Origin of the sequence: Okeania sp. SIO3B5, from assembly GCF_010692555.1 — a bacterium.
Taxonomy (GTDB): domain Bacteria; phylum Cyanobacteriota; class Cyanobacteriia; order Cyanobacteriales; family Microcoleaceae; genus Okeania.
The window spans coordinates 1-18,352 of the sequence record NZ_JAAHHG010000024.1 but is presented as its reverse complement, the minus strand read 5'-3'; the positions used below and the strand labels follow the sequence as shown (position 1 = coordinate 18,352).

15 protein-coding genes are annotated in these 18,352 nt (G+C 41.9%); 9 read left to right on the top strand and 6 right to left on the bottom strand.

The genetic code is table 11. The features are described 5' to 3' along the window. Positions 1-11: 11 nt before the first annotated feature. Genes F6K54_RS05530 through F6K54_RS05505 form a run of 6 tightly spaced genes read right to left on the bottom strand, consistent with a single transcriptional unit; the run spans position 12 to position 6,828 of the window. Positions 12-1,793 (bottom strand): hypothetical protein, encoded by a 1,782-nt coding sequence (locus F6K54_RS05530; RefSeq protein WP_293075433.1) that lies wholly within the window; start codon positions 1,791-1,793, stop codon positions 12-14. A gap of 2 nt (positions 1,794-1,795) precedes the next feature. Beyond that, positions 1,796-3,430 carry an AAA family ATPase gene (locus F6K54_RS05525; protein WP_293075432.1) on the bottom strand — a complete coding sequence of 545 codons (1,635 nt, stop codon included), beginning with the start codon at positions 3,428-3,430 and terminating at the stop codon, positions 1,796-1,798. A gap of 29 nt (positions 3,431-3,459) precedes the next feature. Further along, a complete protein-coding gene (locus F6K54_RS05520; RefSeq protein WP_293075430.1) occupies positions 3,460-4,203 on the bottom strand; it encodes a DUF6753 family protein in 744 nt (247 codons plus the stop codon). A gap of 24 nt (positions 4,204-4,227) precedes the next feature. After that, positions 4,228-5,172 carry a hypothetical protein gene (locus F6K54_RS05515; protein WP_293075428.1) on the bottom strand — a complete coding sequence of 315 codons (945 nt, stop codon included), beginning with the start codon at positions 5,170-5,172 and terminating at the stop codon, positions 4,228-4,230. 12 nt (positions 5,173-5,184) lie between these two features. Then, positions 5,185-5,616 (bottom strand): hypothetical protein, encoded by a 432-nt coding sequence (locus F6K54_RS05510; protein ID WP_293075426.1) that lies wholly within the window; start codon positions 5,614-5,616, stop codon positions 5,185-5,187. Positions 5,617-5,649: 33 nt separating this feature from the next. Continuing rightward, positions 5,650-6,828 carry a ParM/StbA family protein gene (locus F6K54_RS05505; RefSeq protein WP_293075424.1) on the bottom strand — a complete coding sequence of 393 codons (1,179 nt, stop codon included), beginning with the start codon at positions 6,826-6,828 and terminating at the stop codon, positions 5,650-5,652. Positions 6,829-7,415: 587 nt separating this feature from the next. On the opposite strand from F6K54_RS05505, the gene F6K54_RS05500 reads away from it, so the two are divergent. The 9 genes from F6K54_RS05500 to F6K54_RS05460 all read left to right on the top strand — a co-directional run bounded on the left by F6K54_RS05500 (position 7,416) and on the right by F6K54_RS05460 (position 18,239). Next, positions 7,416-7,712 (top strand): hypothetical protein, encoded by a 297-nt coding sequence (locus tag F6K54_RS05500; RefSeq protein WP_293075422.1) that lies wholly within the window; start codon positions 7,416-7,418, stop codon positions 7,710-7,712. Then, on the top strand, positions 7,702-9,732 hold the full coding sequence (locus F6K54_RS05495) for a relaxase/mobilization nuclease domain-containing protein (RefSeq protein ID WP_293075420.1): 2,031 nt from the start codon (positions 7,702-7,704) through the stop codon (positions 9,730-9,732). Before F6K54_RS05500 ends, F6K54_RS05495 begins: the two co-directional genes overlap by 11 nt. 49 nt (positions 9,733-9,781) lie before the next feature. Continuing rightward, positions 9,782-10,387 carry a hypothetical protein gene (locus F6K54_RS05490; protein ID WP_293075418.1) on the top strand — a complete coding sequence of 202 codons (606 nt, stop codon included), beginning with the start codon at positions 9,782-9,784 and terminating at the stop codon, positions 10,385-10,387. A 74-nt stretch (positions 10,388-10,461) separates the two neighbouring features. Continuing rightward, positions 10,462-13,617 carry a hypothetical protein gene (locus F6K54_RS05485; RefSeq protein WP_293075416.1) on the top strand — a complete coding sequence of 1,052 codons (3,156 nt, stop codon included), beginning with the start codon at positions 10,462-10,464 and terminating at the stop codon, positions 13,615-13,617. 26 nt (positions 13,618-13,643) lie between these two features. Next, complete coding sequence (locus F6K54_RS05480; protein ID WP_293075414.1) at positions 13,644-14,525, top strand: hypothetical protein; 882 nt, start codon at positions 13,644-13,646, stop codon at positions 14,523-14,525. A 7-nt stretch (positions 14,526-14,532) separates the two neighbouring features. Then, the gene (locus F6K54_RS05475) at positions 14,533-15,624 is read left to right on the top strand and encodes a hypothetical protein (protein ID WP_293075412.1); all 1,092 of its coding nucleotides are present in this window, start codon (positions 14,533-14,535) and stop codon (positions 15,622-15,624) included. Positions 15,625-15,758: 134 nt separating this feature from the next. Further along, positions 15,759-15,905 (top strand): hypothetical protein, encoded by a 147-nt coding sequence (locus F6K54_RS05470; protein ID WP_293075410.1) that lies wholly within the window; start codon positions 15,759-15,761, stop codon positions 15,903-15,905. 74 nt (positions 15,906-15,979) lie between these two features. Continuing rightward, on the top strand, positions 15,980-16,681 hold the full coding sequence (locus F6K54_RS05465; protein ID WP_293075408.1) for a hypothetical protein: 702 nt from the start codon (positions 15,980-15,982) through the stop codon (positions 16,679-16,681). A gap of 28 nt (positions 16,682-16,709) precedes the next feature. Next, positions 16,710-18,239, top strand: coding sequence for a hypothetical protein (locus F6K54_RS05460; protein WP_293075406.1), 1,530 nt, complete (start codon positions 16,710-16,712; stop codon positions 18,237-18,239). The last annotated feature ends 113 nt before the right edge of the window (positions 18,240-18,352 follow it).

Below are 18,352 nucleotides of genomic sequence, written 5' to 3'. Positions count from 1 at the left end.
TTTTCAACAAATTAGTTAGTAGCACAGCTAACTACAGTGCCACCATGAGAGTTGTAATAAGTCCTTACTTTCTGGCCCAATTTCAGTATAGTTAGGCTATTATCAGCATTTGCTACCCTAGAGTCAATGGGGGTGAACAACCCACCAGCAAAAATTTGAGCAGTTCTTTCTATTAAGCGATCGCCACAAAAATACTTGTTTGTAGTAGGATCGATTTCGCTGCGGGCTAATAGAGCAGCTTCACCAATAACTAACCGCATTACTTCGTCTTGTCTAGTTGAAGGAAAGAAATTGTGCAAACTTGCGGGGGTAGGATAGTTGGGCTTGGTTAAATCTCTTAGAAAGTTATCACCCCCATCAAGCAGAGCAATACTTTCTATTACTTTTTGATTAGTAGAGTGTAGGTAATATTTGCCAAGTGACTTCCCACAGCGATCGCCCAAACAAGTGATTGGGGGAAAATCAGATTGACTATTGCTTTTACCCACACTTAGAATCTTGATAATTCCTTCTGCCAAAATAGATGGAGAAATTCCACCTGCCACTTCCTCCCCAGTAATGATATTGCCTCGCATTGATATACTTGGTTGCTGCCTCCTCACCTGCTGCTGTGCCAACCGTTGTTGTGTCCGTATAGGCAGCCGATTACTTGGAGGATTACTGCGCAAGCTACCAATAGGAATCATGGCATCCCGCTTATACTCCATGAAAGGTATAGGGCCAATATTGTATGGTGTGCAGCCTCCAGTGTTACAATATCGTAAAAATAAAACAAATTGTGCCGAGTCGTTTGTCTCATCAACCTCCCATAATACCATCTTTGCAAATGCTCCAAATGGGAATCGTCCGGTAGGTTCTAATCCAGGTTTAGCGACGGGTGACAGAACTGCCATTTTAAGTAATCCAGAACCACCATCAACCCACTGTTGCTGCCCATTAATCCAAGCTTTTCCCTCGAATGGAGACGAGACAGTCGCACCCAGGTTTTCTGGATCGTCGAGTTCTATGTGAGAACAGGACTCTGTATTTTCCGAAGTTTTATTGCATGGGAACTCAAAACCTACCTCCAAACTACCTGTAACAGTCCGCCCCCAATTGGCTTCAGCGGGACCTCTCACTGTGTCGATTCTAGCAATGATGCTAATACTGCTCAAATTCAAAGGATTGGGAAACTGAGAGAGTGGAATATCCGAGATTCCGGGAATGCTGTCTAAACTAAAATTCTCCCAATCAACAAAATCCTTAAGGGGAGTATTTCCCAGGTTGGGGATGCTGCCTATTTTGAGGTTCCCCAATTCGTTTAATTTTATATTGGCAGCAGTGGGATTGTTGGCCACAAATTGACCTAAATTTTGTGAAAGTTGGATATCTTGAAATTGAGGATTGTTCTTAAAAAAAGTAGCAAGGGGCTTTATTTGCTTGATTTTATACTGGTCTAAAAACGGAACCCCGGCTGATGAAATGCCATCACCCAAAACTAAATTACCAAGGGTTTGTTCTCCTATTAGTGGTAATTGATTCAGGGTTAGTTGATTTATATCCACTCCTAAAAAAGCAGATGTTTGTTCTAAAGTAAATTCTTCAGCTCCAAGGGAAGATAGTGAGCCTAATTTGAGGAGTTGGGATGGGGCATCCATACCCTCTATATTAGGCATAGAATTGAATGTCCAGCTCTCTATGTCCGGCATAGCCACTTGCTGCTCCCCCACCTGCTGCACTGTGATACTAGAAGCAGCTGTTGTGGTTAGTAGTAGAAGCCAAGTAAATATGGTTGCTATTTGTGTGTGAGCCATGATTAAATTACTTCGAGTGAGTTAGGTTTACGGTTGAGCTTTGTCGTACCTGTCCCCTGGTTTTTCGCTCCAGATTGCTCAAACATACCTCGATTAATTCGAGCAAAACGAGATGTATCTCTCCCTGAAGTCGGGCGAGCAAAATCGGCATCCTGCCTAATCGCATAAAGTTGGTCGCTGATGGCTTTATTGGCAGATGCCGGGGTGAAATTCCGACGCTCGGATAACAAATCCTCTAGAGAAATCTGAGGTAAATATTTCCGGGGATTGAAAGGTTTCCCCTGCTCCTTCGCTTGAGAAACTAGCGAGTGAAAGTTGGTTTCTAAGGTACGCTCCACAGCTTTACCCACTTCGTCTGGAGAACAGCCTCGATACTCATCAAGTAAGATGCGCCATTGTGAATCAGAGAAATGTAAGTTAGGGCAATATTTACCCAGGTGGATATTGAAGATTTCATACAATGCTCCATTATGGGGATTCCCCAAAAACCACACATATTTGAAGCGCCGGACTAATTCTGCTGGGAGCAATCCTAATCTGTTGATTGTTGCCAGCATAAACACGGGAGTAGTATGGTCTTGCAGCCAAGATAATAACTCCCCAGTCATCTTGGCCATCGCCCCACCACTCCCGCCAGACTCCCAACCCACAAAGTTTTTCTCAAATTCATCAAAAAATAAGACTACATTGCCAGAATTATCTGCTAAATCTATGAGATGCTTGAGATTCTGCAATGATTCTGATACAGTAGATCCTACAAGTTGATTAAAATCAACCGCTATCATCTTTGCTCGGATGCGTTGGGCAATCATCTTTGCCACCAAGGATTTTCCTGTTCCTGGCAATCCCCAAAGTAAGCCACCATTAGGATTGCGTAATTTCCAAGAAGATGCACGAGGATCGAATAGTGATGCTATTTTATCTATATCTTTGTCGAGTAAATCTAAGCCAGCAGCCTTGGGTACGTCAGGAGGGGGGAGAATTCTCACTCCCTTACCTGCCAACTTCTCTTTGGCATATTCCAGAACAGAATCTGCCAACTCTTCTAGGGTTTTCACTTCACACACCAAGCGATTCAGAATAAGGGTAATCTCGCCTTCTGGCAACCCAGTGCAAGCCTGGAGTAGTGGTAGAGGGTCGGATTCTTGCAAAAAAGAATGCCCCTGACAGAACTGAATTATTAGTGACTCAAGTTCTTCTGGTGAAGGAAATGGCTTCTCCAGTTGTGGAATAAAGGGGTACAAATGCATGGGTACATCCAGAATCTCGTCAAACAGCACAATAAAGGTTTTTTGAGATTTCTGAAATAAAGCATCGTAGATGTTTTTCAGTTGTAAATCCTTATCTGAGTCAATGTTCTGAATAATTCCTTCTACTAAGAAGATGCCCTCCAGAGATGTTTCACAGATAGTTTCAAATAATATTCTTTCTACTATTTGGTCCGTTGGCGTGATTCTACTGGATTTGATTTGTTGGATGGATTTATATGCAGCGTTCCATAGGTATAGGGGTAATCCCATTTCTATGCTCCACTGCTCAAATTGTCTGAAAAAACACTGACGGTCGGAAGCTTGTACGGCGATCGCTGTTAATTGACTCCTTAGCAAAGGCCAATGTTTATAATGTCTCCTCGTCATTATTAGATTTTCCCTTCAGTAATGAAAATTTATTCGGAAACTTGCTGTGGTTTGCTCTCGCGGGGGTCGCGGACAAAAACCGCACATACTCCCCGTGTAGCTTGAACACCTCGTATAGCTAGAGTTATGGCATCGCGTTGAGCTTCAGCCTCACATTTTAGAGAAACTAAGCGATCGCCATTCCATTCAATCAATTGCCGGGCGAATTCCCCCTGCTTTGATTTGGCCCAATTAAGAAGATGATTGTCAGCAGCAGTAGGGCTAATGGGGTTTTTGCTGCCCAGAAAAGAACTGATAAAAAGGCCCAACACTAGGCCAATAATTCCACTTGAAGCAACAATCGCGCTATGCGCTAATTTATGAGTTGCAGTTTTGAGACCCTGTACAGACTTATCTTCTTTATCTTCTGTTTCAGAAGGACTGTCAAAACGCTCCGCAATCAACCGTTCTGCCATCCGACTAATTCGTGCCTCTACCTCTGCGGATAAAGCTTGCTGGTAACTTTCTCTTTTTGAATCAAATTCAGTCCCAATCCGTTTAAACATATTTGATTCAGCTATTTCAAAAGCAGAACGGATCTCATCAGGTTTGTTTCGTATTACATAGGCTAAATAAGCGTTTGCTGCAATCTGACTGCAAAACGGATCTTCAAGCGCAGAACCACTTTGAGTAAGAAAACTATGGACCCATTGTCTTGCTTCTTCTGGTTCGCCATCCAAAAGGTGATTCAAGGCTTTCTGGTTCTGCTCAATCCACTGACTCGGGGTTGACATAAGCTGTTTCTCTTAGTATGGAAATTAGTTAGATTTAGATCCAGATTCAGCCGGGATTTTGTCTCGAAGCTTCTGATACTGTTCGTTGGACAGGTTAAGTGTCTCTTCAGACACATTTAATTTTGCTGCTAATTCTTTCAGATTTTTGGTATTGGCGATCGCTTTTTCAATAGATAGGATATCTTTTTTGAGTTGATTGGCTAAATCATCTAAAGTAACCTTTTTCTGACTTTTTTTAGGGACTTTTAACTTACCCTCAACAAGATTCGGTAACTGTTCAAAAATCTGGTCAAAGGTTTGGTTGTACTGATTGACAAAAAATCTTGCTCGTCTTGCTAGCAAACTATTTGCAGTATCTATCGCTTGTCGAAATGTTAGAGTTTTACGATCTAATTCAAATAGTACGGGTGTCGCTACCAAAGGGAAATCAGCTACTAATATACAGTGCTTCTCAAACATTTCTCGATACTCAGGTACACTATCTAAATAACTCCAATCCGGGGAACTCATTAATCGCCCAGAATTACGGATCAGGACATGAGGAAGGTTGTCATTGTGATCGCTTAATGATTTTTGGAGTAGTTGAATAGAAGACCAACAACCATCCGTAATAAAAAATTGGACGAATTGTGGCTGACCTTCAGGTGCTTTTCGAGTTTGAATACTCCCGGTTGTTATCAGCCATTCTTGAAGTGGCTGATATGTGTTACCAGGTAAATTGACTACTATGTAGTCAGGTTTTTGTTCCGCCATTTCTAGGATTCTATCGGGCTCCATTGCCCGTCTCAAGTCATCAGAAAATCCAATTGATTCTGATTCGTAAAGCCCCGAAACATCCTGGACTTCTCTATCAGAATCTACTGCAATAACAGACTTACCAGTTGATTCAAGATATTCTATACAGGTACGGCATACGAGAGTTTTGCCTACACCGCCTTTGATTCCTCCTACGAGGATGATATATGTCATGTGGTTTCTTCCTTAATCAAGACTAAAATTATCAAATAAAGTCAATGCCAATTCCTCCTCTTTTGAGAGTTCCTGGGTAGTGTTCCCGGTAGTGTTTTCGGTAGTATTCTCAGTATTTTGAGATGTGACTATTGCAGGTGGTAGAGAAGGGGGATTGTCATGGTGAGACGTTAATCCGATTGTTTCTTTAAGGTAATTAATATGACCTTCTAGTATCGATATAGATTGTATAGTTTGGCGTATGGTTTCCTCATGGGGGCCGTATTTATGTAATCCAAGAGGAGAATGTATCAATTGGAAAGCATCCATGATAGCACTATTGATATTGCCTACATAATCATTGTGCGTACAATATAGATAGGCATAGTATAGAGAGTTTCTCCTGTTACCATAAATTTTTCGCTCAAGTTTGATCTTACCTATAGTATTCTGGTTGTTGGTCATGGCAAATGGTTACTATGTATTGTCTAGAGAATTTTAGACGAGAGAAGAAACAGGTTCTTGAGCCTGTGAGTGCTGTATGCCCTTAGACTGGTAGTAATGGGCAGCATAAGCATCTACTAATCGGAAAGCTAAAATTCCTCTACATTCTTCATGTAAATCTAGTTCCTGAAATTGAGGAGAATTTTCAATTAATTCTTGCCAATCAGTCCCCCAATAGGTAGGAACGTTGCAAAATCGCTCTTGCAGTCGGTTGTATAAGTATTTCCCCGCTCCTCCAGCTATTACAACTTCATTTATTTGCCTGGGAGCTTTTGCCAGCAACCATTGGCTGATTAGCTCCCAATAATATTGTTGAGCTGTGCGTATAGCTTCAATAATTTCCTCTCTTTCTCTTTGCTGATTTTCTGCCAACTGTGACATACATAACTGGCTCAGGAGGGGATTATCGGTGTCTATGGGGTCTCCTAATTGAGAGACTATCTTATTTAATTGTTTCCGTGATTGACCAGAAGTTAGCTCGACAATCCTGTCAATTAGGCGGTGAAAACCTAGATTGGTTGTGTCGCCTTCGATCAGCCTACCTCTTTGGAATATGAGGATACTTGTGTTTCGATGCCCAAATACCAATGTGATTATGGTTGCTGTACTTTGAGTTAAGCTAGTATACCGATTTAAGGTAATGCCCGCTCCCTCCGGCAAGCACCTACAGTCCCGAATGCGCAATCTCATCCGCTGTCCTCTAAACCAGAATGATTTAGCTGCATTCTGGATTTGTTCTTTTAATTTAGACTGATCGTTCCATTCAGACCGTGGCAACAGAGTAGTTAGATTAATGGGCACTAGAGACTTCATTTGAGGCTTCACTTGCTCGGCAATAACCCCTAATACAGCCATAATTTTGTACAAAGCCGATTCATATTTGAGGGCCTTTAGATTTGCTTCTGCCAGCAAACCAGAAGCTAAGAAGCCAATAGCAAAACTATATTCGTTGTCTTCAAGTTTGACCCAGGCATCATCCTTAGTTGCGTTGTATAGATTGATGCGTCTAGAACGATATATATCTAAATGTTGGTCGTTGCATTGCATGATCTCCGGTTCCATAGTAAGAAAATTATTTTCTTCGGAGCAATCCAAACTCCAAACAACTTTCGTTAAGCTGCTACCGAGATCGATACAGATCGTTGCACTTGTCCCCGTGATTCCTTTTACCACTATTGCCTCTTTTAATTATTTGTTGATTTTATGTCTTTATTTTATTTCTTGATACCTCAAAAAAAAGATTAGCGAAATAGTGTTTACTTTTTTTTAATGTTCAACGCTATTTGACGCATAAGTAACCAGTTTTTTCGATAGCAAATGCTATCGAAAAAATAAATGCATTGTTAAATAATATTAATATGTTTATGAAAATTAACAAAAAAACAGGCGTAAAAATCCGGGGTCAATCCGTGTTTTAATCGCGGTTATTGGGGGTCAATCCGGGGTCAATCCGTGTTCAAATCGCCGTGAGTAAATCGGTATTGAAAATAAAATCTGAAGAAACAAAAAAACAGGCGTAAAAATCCGGGGTCAATCCGTGTTCAAATCGCGGTTATTGGGGGTCAATCCGGGGTCAATCTGTGTTCAAATCGCCGTGATCAGGATGTACTTAAGAACGTGTAATACTTTTGCCATTGCTTGCAAGTTTTTTTTAGACCTGTTCTAGGGGTTGCAATTTCTAAAATCAGCGATTAAGTTAAACACAAGCTCAAAGACTGTGTGAGGTCTCTCCATGATTCAGGAGAAATTTAATCTAACTAATGAAAAGAAATCGTCATTTGAGGGTTCGGTTGACGTTCTCCGAATACAATGCCCTACAGGCATTGGCAGAAAGGAGTGAACAGAGTCTTAGCTCGGTAGCTCGAGAAAAGTTGTTCACTCCTAATTGCCTCACAGATTTCATTGAGCAAAGGGTGAAATTTAGGAAACAGCAAGTAGAATTGCAAACTCTACTTCATCTGGTACGAGATTTAATCTCTACTGAAGAGTTTTCCCCCCAAACTCTTAAGGTTGTTCAAGATATTCAATGCTTGTTGGATGAGCATCATGATTGGTAAAGTCACACGAAACACTAATTTTCATAGTGTCGCCAGCTATATATTTGGCAAGCCGGGAGCCGAAGCACTTCTTGAGAATGTGTTTGAAGGCAAGACGGTAGCAGAAAAAGCTGCGGCGATGCAATGGGTGGCGAGTCGTAATGGCAGAGTCAAACGTCCGGCATATCACTTGTCTTTGTCTCCCTCAGCCGGAGATAATTTGAGCCGGGGTGAATGGGCAGCAATTTGTAGCCAAGTTATTGACGATCTAAATCTTGATAAGAACCAGGTGTTGGTGGGTTTGCATAACGATGTAAAGTATCCAGACTCTGAAAAAACTCGCACTCATGCTCATCTATTGATTAATTTGGTGGATGATTGTGGCAAGTGTGCTAATACTAGCTGGGATTATTATAAGATTCCAAAAATCTTGCGGACTGTGGAGCGCAAGTATGGCTTGCAAGCTGTTCCAGATATTGGAGAACTTGAAGAGCAGTCAAATACTATCAAGCCAACTAAGCGCAGTATCCGGCAAAAGCTTCAGAATATTATTGATGAAAGCCTAGAACCGGGAAGCTCTTTTGAAGATTTGACTGCTGCGATGGAATCTTTAGGAGTAGAGGTACATACTACATCACAGGGGTGGTGGATGCGATATGAAGGTATCCCTTTTGCCGGATATCAACTAGGTCGCAAATACACGAAACCCTCTATATTGAAACGTTTGGAGGCTAAACAGGTGGATGAATCTGAAGATTGGGAGCCAAGGAGTGAGTCAGTAAGTACACCTATTTCGTCAATGAAGGATGTATTTACTGTCGATGAACCCTCTTTAGGCAAAGATTATTCACCTGAATTGAACTCCGAACAGGATGAAACGTCTCAAAATGAGGAACAGTTTAGTTTAGAAGATATAGATGTAGAGGTAGCTCCTGGAAATTTAATCGTCTGGATGAAGCAACAGGCTAATCATCTTGAGCAAAGTGACTATATAGATGGCAGGTTCTATGCGGGGATGTTTCTTGATGTGACGGCGCACCTGGCAGAAGTCGTTGAAATTGGCAGAGAAGTTTGGGGCTCGGAGCAGGAGCAAGAGCAAGAGACAGAAACGCAATTGGAGGAGAATTCTCGGCCTTCAGTAGAAATATCTCAATCTGAGGGTGATGATGATTGGCTCCATGACGAGGAAGCCTTACGTCATTTTGATGAACGGTTAGCTCAAGTAAAAGTTGACACTGAAACCCCAAGCTCCGATGTCCCAACCAACATTCAGGAAAGTCCTCAAGCTGTAGCAGAGTCATTAAGCCAGTTTGTGCGTGTACGGGCCACTGCACATGACTTGAATCAGGATGAGCCTATTGAAACTAACTTAGGTGTCCTCCACTTCAACTCTGATGAGAATACTATTAGTATTACTCAAAACGTTACTGTAGCAAGTTGGGATGAAAATTTACAGGACTGGCAGGCCGATAGCGAGTTATCTGAGGCACATAAAGCAAATGTGGCACGATTGCTTGATAATCAGGCAGTTGATGCTGAAGGATATCAATTTTCTTCAGAGGAAAAAGAACGAACCATCACTTATAAACAGGTGCGGTTTCGGGCTGAACAAACCGATGATGGTTGGCAGATTTCCGATAATTCTCTATCGTCGGAAGAACAAAATCGCATTCTTCAGTTACCTCAAACAGAGTCAGAGTATACCCAAAATGTTGACAGTAAGGATTTAATTGATTACTTCCAACGCCATGCCCCAGAACAGTTCAATACGGAGGTAGGCTCTATCCATTGGACGGATACTAATGGAGAATTTGATCGTGTCTTTGAAATTTCAAAGCAGCCAGACAAATCGTATCAATTAGAAGGATTTGATTTAAAGCAAACCGATGAATGGGGTAATCCCCGTAAAATTTTTAGTGCCTCCATTGAAGCTGATAGTTCCGTGCGATGCTCTCAGTGTGAAATTCCTACTTCAGATGTAGATGATTTGCTGATACAGGAGCCTCAATATCGGGGAAACAAACCACAAATGGAGCGTTAGTCAAGCCTCTGACAGCTTGTGAAATTAACTTTGAAAACGGAGTAAATGTATGCACCTACAACAAAATAGCGGTGACTATCCTATAAGCTACCGTCGTCGCCCAGAAACTTTTGAATCAAAACTAAGTAAAGCATTGGGAATGCAAATCGAAAAAGGAGATTTATGGTTGCTTGCGTTTGTTATTGCTGGATTTGTCTTTGTTGGTATTCAGAACCCAGGAATGATGACAGTGTATTTATTCGTGTGCTTAATTGCGCATAGTGTAAAAATGATGATTGATTACTTCCCGCCACTAGGCAAGTTAATCGGTGTAAGGTTTAAAGCCCATCATGTAGCAGCACTTGTCTTGATTTGTTGCATGATTTTTTCCAGCATAGGGATGCCCGCTCATGCTCTATTATTCGATGCAATAGAGGCCAAGGTGAATGAGATTCTTACAGGCTCGGGTTCGACAGTCGATCCTGCAACAGTTACCCTGATTTTTACTGTGTTGCGGGTGATCGTGATTTTGGGGATATTGGTAGGGGGTATATTTTTGGTATCACAAGCTATGCAGGGTGGGGACTGGAAACCCATCGGCAACATGATGGCTATAGGTGTTGGCTTCGTGTTGGCGATTGAGGTAATGACACAGCTCATACTGGGTAGTGCCTAGCTTTATTATTCAAGACTTTTCTTGTCAGACAGAGAAAGCAAGAAATTTCTTACTTTCTCTTGAAAAAAATAGCTATGGAGTTTCTGAATATGGAGAATCAGTCAGATTTTGTCAAAGTCTCTAAAATTTACCAACAAGAGGCATCCATAGGTCCAGTCCCCGCAGATCAGTTAGTTCCTTGGGGGGTCTTAATTGGTGCGAGTTTCTTCGTTTGTGAAGTCTTGCTGGATCTGGGATTGGCTGTATGGGGGGCAAGTTCGGTCTGGCTGATTGCCTCCTGGTGGTTCCTGACTGGCAAGAAGAGCTATAAATATACCGATTTGTGGATTATCCCTTCAAAAGATTGGGTAAATTTACCAACCATGTGGGTATCTGCGGAAGAAAAGCAATTTGAGCAAAAATGTAAAATGATGATGAAGGAAAAAGTAGCGGTTGCTTCTGTAGATGGAAAAAAAACTACAACTTATCGCCCTTTTCAACTTGAAAGTAATCTTCATGTTCCGCTTCGGGTTTCCATAGGTGGACAAAGTTTCGGCTGCTGGCTGCTGAATGAGGACGGAGATAAATGGTCAGCAGTGATTCCATTTAGGCTTCAGGGATTTCATCCACAGCTTCATACTGAGGAAATAGTCGAATATTCGGAAGCGATCGCTGAAGCTTTCAAAGAATTTCCCTCTGATGAAAAAATCACATTTCACATGGGGTGCTTCCGAAATAAAGCTCCTCGAAAAAAAGAACTCGAACGACTTGCGGAAAAGGCATTACAAAATGAAATGTTACCTATATCGGTTTTAGTAAATAATGAGAAAATTAGGATTGATGAATTAGATGAAATAGGTAATCGGAAGTTTTGGGAAATTTGGGTATTCTGTACTTGGACTGGCAATAAAAATTATCGCGAGAAAGATGGGTTTACAGATAAAATCCTGCGCTCGGTGGCGATGAAAATTGGCAAAACAACCCGAACTTTCATGGGAACTCAAGGGGAATGGGAAGAAAATCTGTACTGCCAGCTAGCTAAAGATATTTATGAAAATGGGTATCTGCCTTGGCGGTTACTCCTAGAGACAAAAGTCGGACTTTCTCTTGAAAATCCAGCCGATGATGATTTATGGCATTGGCTATGGTATAGGTTCAATGGAAGATGTACTGTTGCTCCTGAAATCCCCCAAATCATTAAAGTCTCAGAAATGGGCCAAGGTCTTCAGCGTCAAATTATAACGAATACTCAAAAAGACACGTTGTCAGTGGCGCTGTCTGGATTTGACGGAAAAACATCTTGCCCACAACATAATGGCAGTCGGGAGTATATCTACTTAAATCATACTATCGGGGCGGTATTAACAATGGAAGAAGCTCCCACTGGATGGCGCGATCGTCGTTCACAACTCCGGTGGCAGTTTGATTGCTTGGCAGCTTCTTTTGTTTACGACACCGAAGTTTGGCTAGAAATGGAGCCTGGATCAAAGGCAGCGATGCGATATAATTTGGAAAAAATAGCAAAACAAGCTGAGGCTAGCAATCAGCATACTGTTGAGCAGGGTGGTGGTTTGGACGTAGGTTCGGTAGTCCGAGAGGAGGAAAGTTTTGAAGCTCAAAGAAAACTGGTAACGGGTGCTACACCTATGATGTGCGCTCCGTTGTATGTGATTTACCGAGATACAGAAGCTCAATTGGATAAGGCTTGTGCTTTGATGTGCAGGAGTTTTGGCACAGCAAGTGTAATTCGAGAAACTAATATTGCATGGAGGCTGTGGGTAGAAACTTTGCCTATTAATAGATTAAAGCTGTTGTGTCAAACCAGTTTATTTTCAAACAGACGGATTATCTTGGATACAGATACTGTGGCTGGTTTGTTACCTCTAACCTGCTATCGACCTTTTCACAAAGGTGGTTGTGGTGTGGAGTTTATTACGGACAAAGGCGGACAACCTATCTATGTAGATTTGTTTCGGAAGACAGAGCGGGCTATTATTACTGCCACTTCTGGAGGAGGTAAGTCGGTTTTGGGTTTTCGCTTTATTGTTGATGCCCTTGCTCAAGGTATTCCAGTAGTGGGGATGGATATTTCTACTGGTGGCGATTCTACCTTTGCAACTGCTTGTCGGATGTTGGGGGACAAGGCTGCTTTTTTCAATATGGCTAATCAAAGCTACAACCTTGTCGAGCCACCAGATTTGAGAGGGATGGATAAGAAAACGGTGGCCGAACGGCTCAATCGTTGGAAACAGTTTCTTCAACAAGCATTAGTCGGCATTGCTATGGGGTCTATCCACGACCCGAAGTTGCAAGAAAGAGTTAACGCTTTAGTAGTAAAGATGATTCAGGTTTTTACCACCAATCCTCAAATTATCGATCGCTACAACTTTGCTTTTGAGCAAGGTTTTCATTCTAATGCCTGGCAAAACATCCCAACCCTGCACGATTTGCTTAATTTCTGTTCTAAGGAAAAATTGGGATTGAAGTCTTTTGAGGAAATCGACAGACTGGCAATTAATCAAATTGTCAACCAAATTTCAGCAAAGCTGGACGATCCAGAGATTGGTCAAGCTATTGGTCGCCCTAGCACAATTCCGCCAGACCCTATGGTAAAAATCTTTGCTTTGTCAGGTTTAAATAATGACAGTAATGCTCAAATTATGTCATTGTTGGCAGCTATGGCTTGTGTTACCAACGGATTGTCCCATCCGAGAAGTTTGTTTGTAGGAGATGAGCTGAGTGTATTGCTGAGTAAGCCGGGGTTTGCCGAAATGGTAGGGACAATTTGGGCTACTGGTCGTAAAGACGGAATTTCCGGGTTGCTGATATTGCAGGATATTAATGCCATTGCTGCTTGCTCTGCTGCAAGTAAAATTTTTCAAAATACTTCTATTGAGATGGTAGGAAAAACTACGGCTGCTGCTGCTTCCGCTTATGTCAAATACTGTGAGTATGACCCCGATATTATCAGAGTAAACGCGACTGAAGCATTTTATCCTGATGCGTCGGAATATTTTACTAAGTGGTTGTTAAAAGTAGGCGATCGCTATTGGAGTCCTTTGAGGTATTATCCCGGGGCGATGATTTTAGCTGCGGTGGCTAATTCTGAGGATGAAAAAGCTGCTCGGCAAAGATTTATCGATAAATATCCTAAAAATCAGGTGGGTGTTGTTAAAGGAACCAGAGATTTTGCTGCTGCTTATATCAAGGTATTAAGAGGAGGTATTTCTATTAAAGAAATTGGAAATTAGTATTTTTTGAATAAAAGGAGAAAAGGATGAAAACTCTACGGATATTCAAACTATTAGTTAGCGGGGCTATATTTGCTACTATAGCTATTTCCAAACCAACATTTGCTGCATCTTTCAGCTTTGAAGATATCTTGGGATCGAATCCTGAAGATATTCTGAGTGATGCACAAGGAAAAATAGAAGATCAGATTAATGATTTAATTGGCCCTATATCCGAATTACTGGCGATCGATCCTAATGATTTTTTGGATGATGCTTTGAACGAATTAAATCTTCCGGATTTAGAGATTTCTGGTATTTATGGAGACATGAATATTCCCGATCCTAATAAATTATTGGAGGAATTAAAAAACGCAGGGACTGAAGATTTTACTTTTGGAATGCAATTAGGATCTAGCGTCGAGGATAATTTGCTACTCCTTAATGAAGCAAGTGTCGAGTTGACGGGAAAACTAGCAAAAGCTGTGGCGTCCTCGTCAGCTTTGGGAGAGGACGCTCAGGAAAAAATCAAAGAAAAAATAGAATTTGGAGATCAAACTACTCAAACTTCTGCTCTTATGGCTGCGGCTACACAAAAACTAGCCGAGCAAGGCCAAATTTTGGTATCAGAAGGAGAAAGTACGGATGTTACTCAAGACTTGGAGAGACTTCAATTAGATGCAATGGGGCTGAAGTTACAAGCAGAGGCAGCTCAATCTAATCAGCTATCCATCTTATCCGCCCAACAAGCTGCAATATTTACTGAAACTCAGCAAAACCGAATTGATAATGCTTATCGAAATCAAATCCTCAGTGATATTTCGACAACTTTGCAGGGTGGCAATGCTGGAAATCGAGTTGAAAAATCTGCCAATATTCGAGCTTTGGCCAACGGCTCTCAATTTTCCACTTTCAAGGAACCCGAGTAAGTGAAAAATGGCTGATTTAACCGGAAGCGATCTAATTAACTTGGGTTCGGAACTGAACCAAAGCACCACTCAAGCTTGGGGTGAACTATGGGGTGAAGCTATTTCCTCCAGTAGTCCTCTCTGGCAAGCCTTGAATGATTTGGGATTATTGTTGGCAGGAATCTCACTACTGTACTTAGCTATTGAAAAGATTCAGCCTTTGCTTGAGAAACAAAGTTGGAGTGCTTTAGCGGATTTGCTGATTATGCCACTCATAGTAGTTTTTCTGTTAGGTGGTAATGGTTCTTTAGCAGCGGGGGTGGTGCAAACCTTTTACGGTATTGGTTCTTACAATGTTCAGTTTGTCCTTACTCAACAGATTGGCTCTTCTTCACTGGATGCTCAAACTGCCCTAAATGAAATACGACAGGAGAATGCCGAACAGGCGATCGAGCAAGAGATATACGCGGATTGTATGAATCTACCACCCGCAGAGCAACAACAGTGTATGGAAGATCCAGCTAGGGAAGAGGCAGCGAACGAAGCGGGGGTTGATGTACCTTCCCCTACTGTGAGTGGTGGAAATCCCTTGACAAATGGTTTGCGCTCTGCTCTGATTACCCTCCTGATGATGTTTTTGTATGCCATTCAGTGGGCATTTATTAATTGTATGGAAGCTGCACTATTAATGACAGCACTGTTATTTCCACCTGCTTTGGGTATTAGTATCCTTCCAGTGGCAGGCAAAACTGTCTTCGCCTGGGCTTCTGCAATGGTGGGTATGTTTGCCACCATGCTTAGTTACAACATTATTGTGGGTTTAACGGCTATCGTTGTCAAAAAAGCTCAAGTTGCAGCGGGGCAAGATATGGGTGGGACTAGCTTCCGAGATATTGCTTTTGCTGCTTTCATTGCTGTTGCTAGTCCTGTACTAGCAGTCTATCTAGGGCAGATGGGTGGTGTAGCATTATTCCAGGCTATTAGTAAGCAAGCTGCTGCTGTTGTTTCCGGGGTGGGGAGTTTTGCAACGGGGGTGGGCGTTTCGATGCTAAAAGCAGCAGCTAAATCAAAAAGGGGGAAGGCGTTTGCTCGCAGAATCCGTCAGGCATTCAAGACATAATTAATAATTAATAATGAATAATTAATAATTAATAATTAAATAATTTAGCTTACTCTGCCTCCCCCTTGAAAAAAAAAAGAAATTGTTTTCTTTTATCCTCAATCCTCTCCCTAAAAAGTAGAGGTAATTATTAATTGTTAATTGTTGATTTGCTGAAAAAATTGTTTACCCACTCTAATTTGATGTTAGGCATACAATATAAGGAATTTAGTCAGACAAAATGTGTAATTAATTTGGTAAATTGCTTAATTGTTAATGCTCCGGCAAGCGATAATTATTAATTGTTAATTATTTAGGATAGGTGATTATTAATTATTAATTATTAATTATTAATTATTAATTGTTAATTAGTATCATGGCCAACATACTTATTCCAGAAAAAGATACCCCTAAATTTCTGATAGCATTATTAATGCTCGCAGGCAGCCTGTGTTTTGGTACTATGGGAGCTTTGATTTTAGCTTTGAATAATCGCTCCTTAGCTACGATGGACAGGACTTATGTGCAGATGAGTGATGGTACTGCACACGACATTGTACAGGTAGATCCACTACATCGGGAGCCAGGAGTTCTTAAATCTACGGCTGAATCATTTATCCAGCTCATGTTTGAGTGGGATAATAAATTGCCGAATGGTGAGGAGGATGCGGGTGTATCAGTTGTGGGTGTGAAAGTTCCTTCAAAAGTATACATGGGAAGCTTTTTAATGGAACCTCGATTTCGCACCGAATTCCTGAAGTTAATGGGAAGTCAGATAATCCCAAAGGCAGTCCTTGATGGATTTCTAGAGTCTTCGGTTGTTATTTATGAGGTTTCTGAGCCTGTGGAAATTGCCCCGGGTAGGTGGGAAGTAAGAGTTCTTGCTGCACGCTTTGAGACCAATAATCAAGGTGAACAAGGGCAGGTTATTATCAGTAGGCGTATCAGTCTAAAGGCTATACCAGAACAGTTTTCAGTATTATTGCCAGCCGATCAAACTAGCCCTTTTCGAGAGAGTCTGCGGTTGTTGCTTAGAAATAAAGTTATGGTCACGAGTGTTGTTGAAGATAGTTTTTAAAGAAGATTGATTAAAAGGAGAAGTGGACGTGAGTGTAATTCAAGAAGAAAATGCGACTCAAGTTATCTCAGGGACAGAAGAGGATAGTCTGTCGATAGAAGAGCTTGCAGATACCACAGGAAGCGCGGACACTTCAAAAAGCTCGGTATCAGAATTAGAATCTGATGCTGACACTTTATTGAGTCCAGAGGATTTACATCATCCCATACGGGGAGAACCACGAGCGGACGTTACCAAGAATCCTCTAGCAAAAACAGTATTTGTGGGTGGGCTGTTTGCTGTTGTGGTAGTTGCTATTTCCCTTGTTGTGATGCTATTCAATTCCACGGGGAACAAACAAATAGCCAAAACTTCCACGAATGAAGCAGGAGAGACTGATGCTAGTGCTGAAGAAATTAAGCGACTGCAAGATGAATTATATAAAGAAAGAGCTGCTGTGGCTGTGAGGAATCTTCAGTCACCTTTACAGGAAAACCAAGAGAAACCTAAAAGGTCTAGGACTGCTAAAAAGGCTGAAAAAACTGAGGAGACTCCTTCTCAAAAACCTACTCCAAAGCCTACCCCTACTCCAAAGTCTACCCCTACTCCAAAGCCTGCCCCTACTCCAAAGTCTACTCCTAGAGCAGCTCCTAGACCTGCTCCTGTGCCTAGAACTGCTCCTGCTCCTAGAGCAGCTCCTACTCCTGTTCCTGTGCCAAAACCTACTCCTGCTCCTAGAGCAGCTCCTACTCCTGTTCCTGTGCCAAAACCTACTCCTGCTCCTAGAGCAGCTCCTACTCCTGCTCCTGTGCCCAAACCTACTCCGGTTCTTACTCCGGCCCCAGAACCCGAAAAGTTTGACGATCTGAGCGCCTGGACAGAACTAGCAGCACTTGGTCAGGTTCAGCGAAAGGAGTTTGAGGAGAAAGAAGTAGTTTCTGAATCTGAAACTCCTCAAACACAAGCAAAACCAACCCCCGCAATTGCACCGACAAATAATCTTATTGCCTCGGTTGTTGTGGGAGCATCAATCAAGGAAGGCTTGACACCAGGAATGCAAGGCATTATTAATCAGAGTTCGGAGTTTACAGGCTACAAGGATATTGAGGTTACTATTGGTACAACTGCAGAAGGTAGGGTGGTTGTACCTCTGCACTGGAATCAGGAAATCGATGGTACAGATGGATTGTTTTTGGTGGAATTAACTGAACCTCTTGTGGCATCGGATGGTACTCATGCTCTGAAAAAGGGCAGTCAGCTAATTGTGTCGGTGTCATTTATCTCTGATGCAGGACAAGTTTTTCAATCGGTGGTGGCTGTAGTGCATCCCGACGGACGCCAGGAAACTATTCCTACAACAAATTCCGGATATAATGATGCTCCCACAACTCCTTTGGTAATTCGAGGCAAAAAAGGTAACGTATTGATTGCTAAAAAAATCAAAGGCTCGGATGCTGGACCGGGATTGGGTAGTGATATTGCTGTGGGATTAATGGCAGGAATTGCGGAGGCTGCCGATAACATAACACAGCCAGAACAGGAGGTACAAACACAAACTACAGGATGTGCGATTCGTTGAGCTAAAAAGTTTAAGTCCAACGGCTTTAAACGTATAGCCCGTAAGGAATGGAAGGGTGCATACCTAACCTCTTTACAACTATATATCTGTGGCCTACAAGGTGGCCAACTTCT